At 42.6% G+C, this 15,721-nt stretch carries 18 protein-coding genes; 4 read left to right on the top strand and 14 right to left on the bottom strand.

The features are described 5' to 3' along the window. Window positions 1-3: 3 nt before the first annotated feature. From NFR61_RS06330 to NFR61_RS06320, 3 genes are read right to left on the bottom strand one after another with little or no spacing between them, the layout of a single operon-like run. Entirely contained in the window at window positions 4-1,326 is a 1,323-nt protein-coding gene (locus tag NFR61_RS06330) for a SpoIID/LytB domain-containing protein (RefSeq protein WP_251621828.1), read from the bottom strand. Then, window positions 1,320-2,297, bottom strand: coding sequence for a DUF4922 domain-containing protein (locus NFR61_RS06325; protein WP_251621827.1), 978 nt, complete (start codon window positions 2,295-2,297; stop codon window positions 1,320-1,322). Before NFR61_RS06325 ends, NFR61_RS06330 begins: the two co-directional genes overlap by 7 nt. Before the next feature lie 27 nt (window positions 2,298-2,324). After that, window positions 2,325-3,728 carry a glycosyltransferase family 2 protein gene (locus tag NFR61_RS06320; RefSeq protein WP_251621825.1) on the bottom strand — a complete coding sequence of 468 codons (1,404 nt, stop codon included), beginning with the start codon at window positions 3,726-3,728 and terminating at the stop codon, window positions 2,325-2,327. Between the two features lie 136 nt (window positions 3,729-3,864). Here NFR61_RS06320 and NFR61_RS06315 point away from each other — a divergent pair, with 136 nt between their 5' ends. Next, on the top strand, window positions 3,865-4,707 hold the full coding sequence (locus NFR61_RS06315) for a BadF/BadG/BcrA/BcrD ATPase family protein (protein WP_251621823.1): 843 nt from the start codon (window positions 3,865-3,867) through the stop codon (window positions 4,705-4,707). Here NFR61_RS06315 and NFR61_RS06310 read toward each other — a convergent pair. Beyond that, entirely contained in the window at window positions 4,661-5,290 is a 630-nt protein-coding gene (locus NFR61_RS06310; protein ID WP_251621821.1) for an NUDIX hydrolase, read from the bottom strand. The two genes, NFR61_RS06315 and NFR61_RS06310, sit on opposite strands and share 47 nt — an antisense overlap. Before the next feature lie 42 nt (window positions 5,291-5,332). Between NFR61_RS06310 and pyrE the strand changes: the two genes are divergently transcribed. Both pyrE and NFR61_RS06300 read left to right on the top strand, forming a co-directional pair. After that, window positions 5,333-5,962, top strand: coding sequence for an orotate phosphoribosyltransferase (gene pyrE, locus NFR61_RS06305; protein WP_251621819.1), 630 nt, complete (start codon window positions 5,333-5,335; stop codon window positions 5,960-5,962). A 26-nt stretch (window positions 5,963-5,988) separates the two neighbouring features. Next, complete coding sequence (locus NFR61_RS06300) at window positions 5,989-6,456, top strand: hypothetical protein (RefSeq protein ID WP_251621817.1); 468 nt, start codon at window positions 5,989-5,991, stop codon at window positions 6,454-6,456. Window positions 6,457-6,524: 68 nt separating this feature from the next. Here the strand turns inward: NFR61_RS06300 and clpX are convergent, their stop codons facing one another. The 4 genes from clpX to NFR61_RS06280 form a co-directional block, all read right to left on the bottom strand. Continuing rightward, the gene (gene clpX, locus NFR61_RS06295; RefSeq protein ID WP_420910109.1) at window positions 6,525-7,739 is read right to left on the bottom strand and encodes an ATP-dependent Clp protease ATP-binding subunit ClpX; all 1,215 of its coding nucleotides are present in this window, start codon (window positions 7,737-7,739) and stop codon (window positions 6,525-6,527) included. Window positions 7,740-7,744: 5 nt separating this feature from the next. After that, window positions 7,745-8,422 carry an ATP-dependent Clp endopeptidase proteolytic subunit ClpP gene (gene clpP / locus NFR61_RS06290; protein ID WP_251621813.1) on the bottom strand — a complete coding sequence of 226 codons (678 nt, stop codon included), beginning with the start codon at window positions 8,420-8,422 and terminating at the stop codon, window positions 7,745-7,747. Window positions 8,423-8,521: 99 nt separating this feature from the next. Continuing rightward, the gene (gene pckA / locus NFR61_RS06285) at window positions 8,522-10,129 is read right to left on the bottom strand and encodes a phosphoenolpyruvate carboxykinase (ATP) (RefSeq protein WP_251621811.1); all 1,608 of its coding nucleotides are present in this window, start codon (window positions 10,127-10,129) and stop codon (window positions 8,522-8,524) included. A 129-nt stretch (window positions 10,130-10,258) separates the two neighbouring features. Further along, window positions 10,259-10,822 carry a DNA alkylation repair protein gene (locus NFR61_RS06280; protein WP_251621809.1) on the bottom strand — a complete coding sequence of 188 codons (564 nt, stop codon included), beginning with the start codon at window positions 10,820-10,822 and terminating at the stop codon, window positions 10,259-10,261. Between the two features lie 132 nt (window positions 10,823-10,954). Here NFR61_RS06280 and NFR61_RS06275 point away from each other — a divergent pair, with 132 nt between their 5' ends. Next, window positions 10,955-11,443: a Dps family protein gene (locus NFR61_RS06275; protein ID WP_251621807.1), complete on the top strand. Its 489-nt coding sequence runs from the start codon at window positions 10,955-10,957 to the stop codon at window positions 11,441-11,443. Between the two features lie 14 nt (window positions 11,444-11,457). Here the strand turns inward: NFR61_RS06275 and rlmD are convergent, their stop codons facing one another. The 6 genes from rlmD to NFR61_RS06245 form a co-directional block, all read right to left on the bottom strand. Next, a complete protein-coding gene (gene rlmD, locus NFR61_RS06270) occupies window positions 11,458-12,861 on the bottom strand; it encodes a 23S rRNA (uracil(1939)-C(5))-methyltransferase RlmD (RefSeq protein ID WP_251621805.1) in 1,404 nt (467 codons plus the stop codon). 8 nt (window positions 12,862-12,869) lie between these two features. Then, entirely contained in the window at window positions 12,870-13,553 is a 684-nt protein-coding gene (locus tag NFR61_RS06265; RefSeq protein WP_251621803.1) for an SIR2 family NAD-dependent protein deacylase, read from the bottom strand. A 38-nt stretch (window positions 13,554-13,591) separates the two neighbouring features. After that, a complete protein-coding gene (locus tag NFR61_RS06260) occupies window positions 13,592-14,089 on the bottom strand; it encodes a methylated-DNA--[protein]-cysteine S-methyltransferase (RefSeq protein WP_251621801.1) in 498 nt (165 codons plus the stop codon). Between the two features lie 116 nt (window positions 14,090-14,205). Next, window positions 14,206-14,745, bottom strand: coding sequence for a GNAT family N-acetyltransferase (locus tag NFR61_RS06255; protein ID WP_251621799.1), 540 nt, complete (start codon window positions 14,743-14,745; stop codon window positions 14,206-14,208). Further along, window positions 14,729-14,917: a hypothetical protein gene (locus NFR61_RS06250; RefSeq protein ID WP_251621792.1), complete on the bottom strand. Its 189-nt coding sequence runs from the start codon at window positions 14,915-14,917 to the stop codon at window positions 14,729-14,731. The genes NFR61_RS06255 and NFR61_RS06250 overlap by 17 nt, the downstream gene beginning before the upstream one ends. A gap of 284 nt (window positions 14,918-15,201) precedes the next feature. Further along, a partial coding sequence (locus NFR61_RS06245) for a glycine-rich protein (protein WP_251621790.1) occupies window positions 15,202-15,721 on the bottom strand: 520 nt, incomplete at its 5' end.

The raw sequence follows: 15,721 nt of genomic DNA, 5'->3' as shown, positions 1-15,721 counted from the left end.
GAATTAATATTTTTTTTCTAACACGGTATTTGGGAAATAATGGTTTAGAATTTCCCGATAAGTATATCCTCGGGCACCCATAACGGCGGCACCGATTTGACACAAGCCTACTCCGTGTCCCCAGCCGGCACCTTTTAACCGGAAGCCTTTCAGAACATTCCCGTTAAATTCTTTTTGGACGATAAAAGCGGAACTATATAGGTGACTTTCAGATAAAGCTTTGCGGATAATCAATTCTTTCCCGATAACAAGCGTACGGCGGGTACCGATGACTTTGAGCCGGATAATGCGTCCGGATTCTCCCCGTTCTAAAGGAATGAGGTCGGTGATGTCGCCGAAATCAATATTTAATTTTCGACAGATAAGTTCTGAAATTTCCGTTTGATTGTAATATACTTCCCAACGGAAAAAATGATGGGTTTCTTGGTCATAATCATTCATTACTTCCGATAATATTTTTCGGTCTGTTGTATTGCAAAATACATCAGGTGTACTGTTAATCCATTCTTCTGCTGTCTCTTCTGAATACGGACACCTTTGGGAAAAGGCAGTATCGGCATCATAAATAACTTGAAGATAAGGATGTGAAACGGGTTCCCACACATTCTCAAATTTTTCGCTGAGACCTCCGCAACATTTGGAAAAACGGGCGTCACAAATTTGGTGGTTATGGCATAACACTTCTCCTTGTGTGGACGCTACGGCTTGGGCGACAGTAGGCGTGTTGGCTTTGTGTATGCCCTGATAGCGTTGGCAATGGTCATCGGCGCATACATCGAAATTGCGGTGGTCCTCCCGGTCGTACCAGCCGATGTATTCTTGTTCGTTCTGGTGAAAAGATTGGTAATTCCTTCCTTCTTTTTTGAGGGTCTTGGATTTTTCGCATTGTGCCATGAGCCAGCTGCGTGAAATAACGGCATGTGCTTTCAGAAATTCAAGTGAGGATGTAGCTTTCATTTCGGAAGAAATAACACTGATCAGGTAATCCTCAATATCTAATATATTTATAGCAGTTAAATGGTTGTCTTCTTCTATAATTTTTAGGTTTCCTCGGAAAAACTGGTTTTCTTTTCTTTCCCAGTGAAAATTTATGCCGATAGTAACGTCCGTTAATTCGATTTTTGCAGTTTCTTCTTTTTTAGGAATAAACTCTAAAGGCAGCGACACATGTTTGCTTTCCTGGTCATGTGTAAGAATAGCACCGTCAGGCTTTTGTACAATGGAATACTCGCCGGAAAAGTAGCCGGAGAGATTTTTTTCTTTGAAAACTCCGTGTAAATGAAAACGGATGGTGGGTGCAAACAATATACCGACGGAAATTAACATAGCACGGAAGTTTGAATAAGTTCTTTTAATATTGAAAATTGTTCTGGTGTAAAAGTAACCTGCTTGAACATGTCTTGAAGCAGTGAATGATTCATTTGTTCAAAATCTTTTTCTGCCGGCAGGATGATTACTCCTCCGCAATCGACGGTACCGGGACTGAATAAAACTTTATTTTCACCCTCTTCAAAAAATTGGGCAGGGCGGTGTGCCCTGCGGGGGAATATATACACACGCCAATGGCTATTCTTGTATAAAGCCAGTAAATTAACCATGGGTTCGGGGAGTTGGGGAACCACTTGGCCGATAAGCCCGCAAATGTTGCTTACTGTTTGCGTGAGAGATGCAATAGAATTACTTTCCAATATAAGCACTTCTCTTAATTCGTTAGGGTGGTATTTTATAGAGACTTCCGGTGACATGCCAAGTAACTCGGCATAGCTGTCCGTTTCCTGTTCAATAGGCATATAGTGGCGGTTCCCCGCTTGAAAATGGAAATGGTCGGGAGCAGAAGCCCCGCAACTTGGACCATTGTAAAAAATCGTATAATCCGGTAAAGCACGTGCCAATACGAGCATATCGTGAATGCGCTCGGGTGAAAGCAACTGTGGGCAATGCTCTTGTTCTACAATGGTAAAATGCTGTTTAAAAATAGGAAACGGATTAACCTGAATATGGTAATTATTCCATGAGAGGGGAACTTGTTCTGGTGGTCTGTTTTTCGCACATAAAAAACAAGCGCGTTGCCGGATAGATTGAGGATCTACTTTGGCTGTTGCGGAAATGGAACGGGAAGGATTATAGGTAATAAGTGCGGAGCAATGCGGGAATGTCAATTCCTTACTTTTTACCTCGTTCAGATATTGATAGCGTGATGCGACGGTATTCCAGCTTTTAATCTGTTGTTCAAATAAACTGTTTACTTCGGAAAGAAGTGAATCATCAGGCACTTGTTTTGAATGGAGAGAATACACTATTGGAAATTTAATGGATAAACGAATTTAGGATGATTTCTGAATACCTTGCCGGGCAGTCAGTTCAAAGCTGCGTATACGGTCTTTGAAAAGATGGTTACTGTTTTCTTTTTCAACACTTAAAGCCGCATCTGAATTTCCTTCCCACCTACGACATAAATAAAGAGGATGATATATCCTCCCGATTTGATAATGACGTGAAACGGCTAAAACAGCGGCATAATCTTCTCCGTAGCTCGTATTGGGAAATTTTATTTTCCGAATGACGGACGTGCAGAAAGCCCGGGGGGCACCGAGGCCGTTTATGCGCAGAGCATTATTCCTGCCGTTGTGGGGAGTCCATTCCTTGTGGTCGATGAGGCCCGGCGGCAGAATATTTAAATCAAAATCGACAATCTTGTAAGACCCGATAACGGCGGCTGTTTTTTGTTCATAAAAAGTGCGGACAATCTGTTGTAAAACCGTTGTATCTATATATAAATCGTCACTGTCGAGCTGTATGCAAAACCGGCCGCAATGCCTGTCGTTAATGGCTAAATTCCAACATCCTCCAATACCTAAATCCTGTCCTTGCGGAATGATATGAACCAGCTTGTCATATTGGTGGCTTAGGTCTTGTAGAATGGCAGTTGTCTGGTCGGTAGAATGATTATCCACCACGATAACATTGAATGTAAAATCAGTTTCTTGACTTAAAGCAGATTTTACAGCATCGGCAATAGTACGTTCCCGATTTCTTACGGGAATAATAACACTGGCTTCTACCGGAAAATCTCCCCCGAAATCCGGAGTTTGGAAAACCGGGGAAAGCCATGCACCGATTGCTTGTAGATGGTGGGTACATACCGTCTCCATTTCTTTTTGAACTTCCTGGTTCTTCGGATCCACATAGTCGAAATTTTTTTCACCGGATAAGCGGAAATCCACGGGAGTAACACGGTATAAATATTCCGGAATGCGGAGGATTTTTCCCTTTCGGGAAAGCCTCAATCGTAAATCATACAGAGCGGCAAACCGATAGGAATCTTGCATCTCACAAACGGCCTCCTTGAATTTATCTGTTCTGATAAACCATACGGACCCGAAATTGAAATCGTCTCTTAAACTCCCTTCCTGGTAATCAATAGTTGGATGCGGAACAAGTTTGTCGGGATATGCATCGTAATAATCGGAATAAAGCAGGGAGGCGGATGTATCTTGGGCGATATGTACAAATCGTTCTACCCCGAATGTATTCATTTGCACCGGATGAGGGCGAGTGATAAACAGTACATAGGGCGTATCGCAATAGGGAATAAGTTGTGATAAACAATCGGTTTGGTTGAGATTCCCCTGAATAATGGCTGCGGGAGTTGCATCCCATTGTTTCGTAACATAGATTACGTTTTTTTCCTCTCTTCCGGCGATGAAATATGTAACGGACTTTTCCATAAAATAACGGTTTGCCTGCACGACTTATAGTATAACAAAATTAGATTAATTTTTCTTATTTGTAAAAGTTATATTCCTTTTGTTGGGAATAAATCCATATCTTTACTTACGGAATATTACAATAAAAACGAAAGCAATGTATTTGATTGCGGACAGTGGTTCAACCAAGACACAGTGGTGCCTTATAGAAGGAGAAAAACGGCGGGAAATCCGGACATCGGGAATAAATCCTGTTTATCAATCGGAAATAGAAATAGGAGAAATGCTGAAACGGGAATTTGGTGCGGAGGAACGGGGCATAGAGGCAATCTATTTTTATGGAGCGGGATGTGCCTTCCCGGAAAAAAATGAACAGGTAAAAAAAGCCTTGGATGATTTTTTTAAATCCGCCCGAATAGAAATCGCTTCCGACCTGTTGGCTGCAGCACGGGCATTATTTCAACGGCAAAAGGGGATAGCTTGCATATTGGGAACGGGCTCTAATTCTTGCTATTATGATGGAGAAAACATCGTGAGAAATATTCCGCCGTTGGGATTTATCTTGGGGGATGAGGGGAGCGGTGCCGTTATGGGAAAACGTTTGGTCGCGGATATATTGAAAGGAATTTTGTCAAAAGAATTGGCGGACTTGTTTTTTCAAACATACCCTTATTCTTATGCCGAACTGATAGAGCGCATCTATCGGCAGCCGTTTCCGAATCGCTTTTTGGCTGCTTTTACGCTCTTTCTGAAACAACATATTGCTTCACCGGAAATAAACAAACTTGTTTCGGATTCATTAGAAGAGTTTATTATCAGAAATCTTGTACAATATAAGGAAGTGGATAATCTACCCGTCTCTTTCATCGGAAGCATTGCCTTTCATTTTCAGGAACAGCTTTTTCCCTTATTGGATAAATACGGATTTCGGGCAGGAAAAATTGTTCCGACACCTATGGACGGTTTAATCGCATTTCATACCGGAGTTTTACTTCCTTAAAAACTTCCCGGAGAGAAGCGTACGTTTGGGGGATAATTTGTTCAATATCTTTGCAGAGAAGCCAATATACACATTCAATATCCTCTTCTGTCTGAGGTTCGAGGGTTTGTTGGGGCGGGCAGTACATCGTAAACCAGTGGGTCTGTTTCAGATGCCATTGATTATCCCGAAAATAAACATGCCAGGTTTCTTGTAGCGGTTCTTCAATCTGTACGCCCTGTACACCGCACTCTTCGCATACTTCCCGCATCGCGCATGTCGGAATGCTTTCGCCGTATTCTACATGTCCTTTCGGTAAATCCGGTATACCCAGACGTTTTATCAGGAGAATCCGGTCGGAATCTCTGACAACTCCCCCGGCCGCCTGGACTACTTTAAAAAAAGACTGGAATTCTGAAAATAACAGGGCAAGGTCGGGATGATAAATGGTTGCGTGAAAAATATCCTCTTGGGACAAACAGAATCGGATAAAAGAAAAAAGTTCGTTTTTATCAGGTGTATTTATCGTTTCTGGCCGATTTTCGGTAATCTTTATATCATCGGTCAATTCAAAAAAGCTTTCTTTAAAAAATACTTTATACATTTGCAATATGAAAACAATATTAATCAGACAAAAATAATAAAAATGAGTACAGTTGCAGAACAGGTCGCTTCACATTTACTGAAAATCAAAGCAATAAAGTTAGAGCCGGAACATCCTTTTACTTGGGCATCCGGCTGGAAATCTCCGATATATTGTGATAATCGGAAAACATTGTCGTATCCGGAGGTGCGTAACTATATCAAAGAACAGTTTGCAGCCGTGATAAGAGAGAAATATCCGCAAGCGGAAGTAATAGCCGGAGTGGCAACCGGGGCTATTGCACAAGGAGTCTTGGTGGCACAGGAACTGAATTTGCCTTTTATTTATATCCGTTCTTCCGCTAAATCCCACGGACTGGAAAACTTAATCGAAGGAGAGTACAAAGCGGGACAGAAAGTAGTTGTAATTGAAGACTTGATATCTACCGGAGGTTCCAGCCTGCAAGCAGTGGAGGCGTTGCGTAATGCAGGATGTGAAGTATTGGGTATGGTGGCTATTTTCACCTATGGATTCCAGAAATCCGTGGATAACTTTGAGGCGTCCGGATGCGAACTGACGACATTGAGTAACTACAATGCAATGATTGATTTGGCCGTCAAGACAGGCTACGTACAGGAAAGTGATGTACAAAGATTGAAAGAATGGCGGAAAAGTCCTGATACTTACAAATAAAGGCAAAATCACCAATAGCGAATGATATGGCAGAAACAAAAATTGTAAGTGGGATATATAAAATCAATAGTGCAATCGACAGCGTCTATTCCTTGCTTTCTGATTTTAATAGAATCGGTACATTGGTAAACTTGGCGAAACAGATGGGGGCATCCACTGAAGCCCTTTCTCAAGTATCCGATAAAATAGAAGACATTCGTTTTAGTGAGGATACGTGTTCGTTTACGGTAAAAGGCATGGGAGATGTCGCTGTGAAAATTGTCGAGAAAGAAGCACCTAAAATGATAAAATTAGGCGGAGACGGAAGTTTGCCCTTTGAATTTAACTTGTGGATACAATTATTGGACAAGGGTCCTTATGATACCCGTTTGAGATTGACGTTTATCGGGGAATTGAACTTCATGTTAAAAATGATGTTGAAAGGCAAACTGGAAAAAGGAATAAATCAATTGGCGGAAGGTTTGACCAAGATACCCTATTCTATGTTGGGATAAGAGGGAGCATAAGAAAATGGACCCGGAAGTATACTTCATGGGTCCATTTTTTCATATATTCCTTTTTTTCAGGCTTTTAATTTTTGAATATTGATTTTATTCAACTTCTCTTCCGCATATTGTTTGGTCACCGTTATTTCATCCCGATTTTGAGATGGAGCCTCAAACATCAGGTCTGTCATAATCGCTTCGCAGATAGAACGTAACCCACGGGCTCCCAATTTAAACTCCACAGCTTTATCTACAATATATTCATAAACGTCTTCGTCGAATTTCAGTTGGATACCGTCCAATTTGAACAACTTGACGTATTGCCGGATGATGGCATTTTTAGGCTCTGTCAGGATATTCCGTAAAGCCGTCCGGTCAAGAGGTTCCAGATATGTCAGAATCGGAAGACGTCCGATAATTTCAGGAATCAGGCCGAAAGCCTTTAAATCCTGCGGGGCGATATATTGAAGGAAATTATCGCGGTCAATATGCTCCTTTTCCTTGCTGGCATTGAATCCGACAACCTGTGTATTCAGCCGCATCGCAATCTTGCGCTCGATACCGTCAAAAGCGCCGCCGCAGATAAAAAGAATATTTTTGGTATTTACCGGAATCATCTTCTGGTCGGGGTGTTTCCGTCCTCCCTGGGGCGGAACATTAACCACGGAGCCCTCCAGAAGTTTCAGCAACCCCTGTTGCACACCTTCGCCGCTCACATCCCGTGTAATGGAAGGATTATCACCTTTACGGGCGATTTTGTCCAGTTCATCGATAAACACAATACCCTTTTCCGCGGCTTCCACATCATAATCCGCCGCTTGAAGCAGGCGGGTCAGAATAGATTCGATATCTTCTCCCACATAACCAGCTTCCGTTAAGACTGTCGCATCGACAATGGTAAACGGTACGTGCAGCATCTTGGCAATCGTACGGGCTAACAATGTTTTTCCCGTTCCGGTTCTCCCCACAAGGATAATATTGGACTTCTCGATTTCAATGCCGTCCTCCTCTTCCTTTTGGGAGAGGCGTTTATAATGATTGTAAACAGCCACGGCAAGATGTTTTTTCGCCTCATCCTGGCCGATGACATATTGGTCCAAAAATGCTTTGATTTCCTGTGGTTTCTTTATATCGATATTCGTTAAATCAAGGGAAGACTTACTCTTCAGTTCTTCATTGACGATATTGATGGCCTGTTGAGCGCATTGTTCACATATAAATCCGTTCATCCCGGCAATAAGCAATTTCACCTCCGCACGTTCCCGTCCACAGAATGAACATTTATCCTGCATCTTCATTATTTATTTTCTCTGGTTAAAACAGTATCAATCATTCCGTACTCTTTTGCTTCCTCCGCTGACATCCAATAATCCCGGTCGGAATCCTTTTCTACCTTTTTCAACGGATTGCCGGAATGGTCGGCAATAATGGTATAGAGTTCCTTCTTCAATTTCTGAATCTCTCTTGCGGTAATTTCAATATCGGACGCTTGTCCCTGCGCACCGCCCATCGGTTGGTGTATCATAATACGGGAATGCCTCAACGCCGAACGTTTGCCTGCTGTACCGGCACAAAGCAAAACGGCGCTCATGGAAGCTGCCAGGCCTGTACATATCGTTGCAACATCGCAATTAATATATTGCATCGTATCATAGATACCTAAACCGGCATATACCGAGCCACCCGGACTGTTGAAATAAATCTGAATATCTTTTCCGGGGTCGGCAGACTCGAGGAATAACAACTGTGCCATGATAATATTGGCTACATCATCGTCAATAGGCACTCCCAGAAAAATAATACGATCCATCATCAACCGGGAAAAAACATCCATTGAAGCCACATTCAGCTGGCGTTCTTCAATAATGGTCGGGGACAGGTATGCGGCAGAAACCGATTCAAAACGATGCAGATTCAAACTGCTGATACCTTTGTGTTTTATTGCATACTTTTTAAATTCGTCTTGCGGATACATAATCGTATTTTTATATTGAGCTGCTAAGTTACGAAAAAAACGGCGAATAAAAAACCGCTCAGTGAAGAGCGGCTTTTTATCATGTAAATTAATGTGAGATTACAACTTCGGTCCTGCAGCCACAAGAGCTTTACCGGCAGCGTTTCCTTCAAACTTCTTGAAGTTCTTGATGAAACGGTCAGAAAGGTCTTTTGCTTTCGTTTCCCACTCCTGAGCGTTAGCGTATGTATCGCGGGGATCAAGAATAGCCGGATCAACACCCGGTAAAGCAGTCGGAACAACGAAATTGAAAAAAGGAATAGTTTTCGTCGGAGCCTTATCGATAGAACCGTTTAAGATAGCATCGATAATACCGCGTGTATCCTTGATAGAGATACGTTTGCCCGTTCCGTTCCAACCGGTATTCACCAGGTAAGCCTTAGCGCCTGATTTTTCCATTTTCTTCACCAATTCCTCTGCATATTTGGTCGGATGCAAAGACAGGAATGCTGCACCGAAGCAAGCGGAGAATGTAGGTGTCGGCTCGGTAATACCACGTTCCGTTCCGGCCAATTTAGCTGTAAATCCGGACAGGAAGTAATATTTCGTTTGTTCTGCATTCAGAATAGATACCGGAGGCAATACGCCGAAGGCATCAGCTGACAGGAAAATAACCTGCTGTGCAGCCGGGCCTTTGGAAACCGGTTTAACGATATTGTTGATATGGTAAATCGGATAAGAAACACGGGTATTTTCCGTTACAGACTTATCGGCGAAATCAATTTTTCCCTTTCCGTCAACGGTTACATTCTCCAACAAAGCATCGCGCTTGATGGCATTGTAAATATCCGGTTCGCTGTCCTTGTCCAGATTGATAACTTTTGCATAGCAACCGCCTTCATAGTTGAATACGCCTTCATCATCCCAGCCGTGTTCGTCATCACCGATTAACAAACGTTTCGGATCGGTAGACAACGTTGTTTTACCCGTACCGGACAAACCGAAGAAAATAGCTGTATTCTTTCCTTCCATATCGGTATTGGCGGAACAGTGCATGGAAGCGATACCGCGTAACGGATTCAGGTAATTCATAATAGAGAAAATACCCTTCTTCATTTCACCGCCGTACCAAGTATTCAAAATAACCTGTTCTTTCGTTTTCAGGTTGAAAACGGTAGCCGTTTCGGAATTCAATCCCAATTCTTTGTAGTTATCCACTTTTGCTTTGGCAGCATTGAAAGAAACGAAATCCGGCTCGCCGTAGTTAGCCAATTCCTCTTCCGTCGGGCGGATAAACATATTCTTTACAAAGTGAGCCTGCCATGCCACTTCCATGATGAAACGCACTTTCAGGCGGGTACCTTCATTGGCTCCGCAGAAAGTATCGACAACATACAACTTTTTGCCGGACAATTCTTTTACGGCTTTAGCTTTCAAATCAGCCCAAGCCTCTTCCGAACAAGGTTTGTTGTCATTTTTATATTCATCGGAAGTCCACCATACCGTATTCTCGCTTGCTTCATTCTTTACAAAGAATTTATCTTTGGGAGAACGTCCCGTGTAGATACCGGTCATCACGTTTATTGCACCTAATTCTGTCAATTGGCCTTTTTCATAGCCTGTTAATGACGAATCCGTCTCTGCTTTAAAGAGCTCCTCATAAGAAGGATTGTGGACGATTTCTTTCACATCCTTTATCCCGTAAATACTAAGATCTAATTTTGCCATATTCGCAATCTATATTAAATGATTAATTAATACTTTTTTTCCGTAATCACTTACAAATGTAACAAACATTTCTTATTAAAAATCTGCTTTAACATTTATTAATATTAACGCAAGGCAAATATATCCGTTTTATAAGCGATAGCGTGCGGCGACCAGACGGACATATTTGTCTTGATACGCTTTATGGGTCATTTCCTGAAACAAATCTGTCGAAATCAGAGCGTCGGTTTTATGCACGACCAGGTGGCGTGCTCCCGCGCATAAAGCCGCTATTTGTAAAAACGGAACGGAAGATTCCGACCATGTTTTTAAGATATTTTTCAGCTCATGGTGTTCCGACACACAAAGAGAGCCTACGTATTCGGCAATTTCCGTACTGATACAGGACGACATCAATTGGGTAATTTTTTCTTTATTTATTGATTGGGGGAACAAAAAACAAGCCATCATCTGTTCCTCCCGTTTCCGGGTCATCCACAAAGCCTCCGCTAAACTTTCGTCGGGAGTATAATCGGCGGCCAACGTTTTTAACGACAGATAACCGGCGCCTACTTGGCCGTGCGCATTGACTCCCAGATGTCGGAGGCTGGCAATAGAGCCCCAGTTTTGCAATCGGTGGATACGGCGGCTTATTTCCTTCACTTTCTCTTCCGTTTCTTGGCTTAATACGACGTAATCCATACCGGGGTTCATAGTTTTTAATTCTTTATCCTGTTCTTTCCCAACAAAAATAAGAGATTTACAAATAAGCTGCTATTTTGCAACAAAAAAATCCGCTATCCGTTTATGTTTCATGGAAAAAGTTAAACCTTTAAACAAAAAACTATGGCAACAAATATCGGATTGGAAGAAAAAAGAGTGAAAGCCAGTAAAACGGTATTGAACAACCTGTTGGCAGACCATTTTGTATTATTGACAAAAACATGGAATTACCATTGGAACGTAAAAGGAGTGAGTTTCCATTCCTACCATGTTTTCATGGAAGAGCTTTATAACGGACTGATTCGGGACATTGATGACATTGCCGAGCGTATCCGTTCACTGGACGAACGTCCTATCGGTTCCTTGCAGGGATACCTGGAACACAACCGGATAAAAGAGCATTGCGATTCTAAACCCTTGCCATCGGCAAAAGACATGTTGGCCATATTGAGCGAAGACAATGACACATTGATTCGGGAAATCCGGAAAGACATTGAACAGCTCGAAAACGAAGAGGAAACCGACGATGCCGGAACCACGAATTTTCTCGAAGATATGATAGAAAGAAAAGAGAAAACCGCGTGGATGATTCGGGCTTACCTTGAAAAATAAAAACAGTTGTCCTGCTATCTTTTATGAAGCAGGACAATATTTTCCACATGGTGTGTGTGTGGAAACATATCTACCGTTTGAACAGCCATAACTTTATATTGCTCATCCAGCAGATGCAAATCTCGAGCTTGGGTAGCGGAATTGCAGCTCACATACACAATGCGCTCCGGGGCGGCTTTGAGAATAGTAGCCACCACATCCGGGTGCATGCCGGCGCGGGGAGGGTCGGTGATAATAACGTCGGGATGGCCGTGACGGGCAATAAACTCCTCGTTCAGCACATCTTTCATATCCCCCGCATAAAACAGCGTATTCGTAATACCGTTCAGGGTAGAATTGACCTTGGCATCTTCAATGGCTTCCGGAACATACTCGATACCGACAACCTTAGCAGCCCTATTTGCCACAAAATTGGCAATCGTACCCGTTCCCGTATACAAATCGTATACAGTCTCCTTACCCGTCAATCCGGCTAATTCTCTTGTGCGGGAATAAAGATTGTAAGCCTGTTCCGAATTCGTCTGGTAAAAAGATTTGGGGCCGATTTTAAACTTCAGCCCCTCCATCTCTTCAAAAATGTGGTCTTTCCCTTTATAACAGATAATCTCCTGGTCGGTCAGCGTATCATTCGCTTTCTCGTTGATAACATACAGTAGGGACGTAATTTGAGGGAATTGCCGGTATAAAGCATCGAGCAACGCCTCCCGCGCCTGGCGGTCTTCATGGAAGAAAGCGAGGACAACCATAATCTCTCCCGTTGAAGAAGTACGGATAATCAATGTCCTTAAAAAACCTTCCTGATTCCGGATATCGAAAAATGCCAGCTTATTTTTTAAAGCATACTCTTTGATAAAATTCCGGATTTCATCTGACGGGGCGGCTTGCAGGAAACAGGTCTGAATATCCACGACTTTGTCAAACAGCCCTGGAACATGAAATCCCAAAGCAGGTGAGCGTTCAATATCGCCCCCCTCACTGATTTCCTCTTTCGTAAGGAAACGTTTATTGCTGAAAGTAAACTCTAACTTATTCCGGTAATGGGTCGTCCGGGCGGAGCCGATAATCGGGTAGACATTTTGCAGCTTCACTTTTCCGATACGCTCCAGATTATCGATAATCTCTTGTTGCTTAAACTTCAACTGCATATCATACGGCAGATTTTGCCACTTGCATCCGCCGCATATCCCGAAATGGGGACAGAAAGGAGTTACGCGTAATTCCGACAGCCGGTGTGTTTTCACCACAAAACCTTCTAAAAAACTCTTCCTCTTCCGGGTAACTTGCACATCGACAACATCGCCGGGAACAGTATTCGGTACGAACAGTATTTTTTCATCAATATAGGCAATAGACTTGCCCTCTGCCGCAATCTTTTTTATCTCGACACTTTCTAACAGCGGTTTTTTCCCTCGTCCCATGGGTAAAATTATTGATTTAATAGCAGTTTCTTCAATTCGGCGACTCCTTCGGAAGCACCTTTCTCGATTAAATGGAAACCGTGTCGGCGTGCTTCCTGCGGAATATTCGGGTCAATAACGAAAACCGGAATGCCGTCGGGGGCATAATGAAGCAGGCTGGCGGCAGGGTAAACAGCCAGCGAAGTACCTATAATCACGAAAATGTCTGCCTGACGAACCAGTTCCGTTGCCGGCTCGATATTCGGCACGGACTCCCCGAAAAAAACAATATGGGGGCGCAACAACGAGCCGTCCTCACAACGGGCACCCGGTTTCAGTTCCCACCCCTCCAAATCGTAAATAGCTTCGGGATTCCTGCTGCTCCTCACTTTCTTCAATTCCCCGTGCAGGTGCAACACCTTCTTGCTGCCTGCGCGTTCGTGTAAATCATCAACATTCTGGGTAACAATTTGCACATCAAAATAGCGTTCCAGCTCGGCCAACCCCACGTGCCCGGCATTAGGGCGTGCATCATACAACTGCTTGCGTCTTTCATTATAAAAATGATTTACCAGCTCCGGATTTCGTTCCAGCGCTTCGGGAGTGCAGACATCTTCAATACGGTAATTCTCCCAAAGTCCGTCACTATCGCGGAAAGTCTTAATTCCGCTCTCCGCACTCATACCCGCTCCCGTTAAAACAACTAATTTCATGGCAATATTCACTTTAATACAGACAAAGGTAAGAAATATTATATCATCCGAAAAGATTGTACCGGCAACTCATACCCTTCTATTTGCAGGAGGGTGGTTTTGATATGGAGGCCGCCGGTGTAACCGGTTAATTTCCCGTTGCTGCCGATGACCCGGTGACAGGGGAGGAGGATAGGAAGTGGATTGCGGCCGTTGGCCAGACCTACCGCGCGACAAGCCTTCGTATTACCTACTCTTCGCGCTAGTTCCCCGTAAGTAATCGTCGTGCCGTAAGGAATATCCGCCAAAGCCTGCCATACCTTTTGCTGGAAAGGAGTTCCCTCCGTGTGGTAGGGAATGTCGAAGCGCCGTAACTCCCGTTTAAAATAAGCGTCAAGCTGTCGGTATGCTTCTTGTAATAACGGCGTTTCCCGCAACTCATAATCTTCCGGAATTAAAGAAATATTCGTTCCGACCCATATACGGGTCAAAACGTCATTTGATTCCTGTAACCCGAATTTTCCGATAGGACCTTCGTAAAAATAGAGCGCTTCCATGTCATTATACACCTTATCATTGAAAGCGTAAACTTACAATATAAAAATATATTTCCTATAGATAGTATTTATGAGAGGTTATATTAATATTTTATACATTTGCCTTGATTCTTGATTTACATCATATATGGTGACATATTCAAATCCGTTTTCTCATAGAATCTTAATGTTTCGTGAGAATTTATGGCATCTACGGTAATAAACTGGCATCCGGTCTTGTTCTTGTTTTTAAAACTACTGACTAATAATTTAATAATATCAGTTCCATAACCATTATTTCTAAAATCTTCGTGTACGGCTAATCTTCCGATTTTTACAGATGGAAATGAATTTTGAGAAAACATATATTCCTGAAATGAATAGTCTTTGTCTTCAATACTGATTTTTATTTTATCATCCAAATCAATATCCACTTTCGGGTCAAGTCTTAATACGTCATTGGCAAGACTATAATAGGCGATTGTAATATCTTTGTTTTCGATAATAAAAGTAGTATATCTTAAATATTTAAGATATACTTTTGAATCATTAATTAAAAAATCGGTGAGATCTTGATTATTACATTTAAATGGTTTGATTTCGGTTTCAGGTGCAAGTCTTTTAAATTGAAATTCACCTGAATTAACTTTGAGAAGAAGGTCAGAAGAAAACGCCATTGGTTGCTTTTACCATTTTATTATACATATCTTCCATTTCCTCTTGGTGCTTTAGTCTTTCTTTTGCTTTCTCGGGAGATTGTTTATCTATCAGGGCACGACGAAGATTGGCATAAAATCTTTTTGCGTCTTCTCCTTTTATAATAGGAGTATCTTGTATTGGTCGTGCCATATTACACTCTTTTTCTTGTTGCTAAAAATACCTTTACTCTATTGCAAATATAGTTCTTTTTTTATAATATTCAAAACCTATCAAGACAACATCAAACTAAGTACATCTATTGAATTTTTTTCGGCCAATAAATACGCCTTTTTTAAAAACCTATCGTTTTCGTATAAAAAACCTATCATTTTCATGCCAAAAACCTATCGTTTTTTTTTGAGTAAAAAATCGGTAAATACAAAGCAGTGGAAAAACCATTTTTTTCCACTGCTCTATTATCCTGTTTTTTACTTTTAGTTCATCCGTGTAATCTTAACTTGACCGTTTCCGCTTCTCACCCCATTGGACATGGAGGAATTACTGAAAATACCGGTATTGACATATCCGGAGCCACCCCCGCCACCAACTCCATACTTATAAACACTTACATTTTTAGGACCTGCTCCTGCTCCATATCCGCCATAATATCCGCCACCACCACCACCTGTTCCTGTAAGATATTTACCACCATAAGTACCGCTTCCACCTTGTCCCAAAGCATAGCCGGAAGTTTGCGTACCCGGAGAAGTTGCCGTTGAAGTCGAATAGCGTTGGCCGTATCCTCCGCTGGTACCTCCTCCGTCACCACCTCTTCCTGCCCCTCCCGAGCCACCCCCGCCGCCTCCGGCAACCATAACCCGATTAGACAGAGCTTTGCCTCCAAACCGTATATCCGTTCCTCCTCCACCACCTCCGGCACAATCGTCTCCTTCATCCGCACCACCGGTACCTCCACCGTTCCAGCCTCCGCTACCTCCACTACCTTTCGCACTC

The sequence above is a fragment of the Odoribacter lunatus genome (genome assembly GCF_943193135.1).
Lineage (GTDB): Bacteria > Bacteroidota > Bacteroidia > Bacteroidales > Marinifilaceae > Culturomica > Culturomica lunata.
Note: the sequence above shows the minus strand (reverse complement) of the source record. Positions and strands in the feature narration are given on the sequence as shown.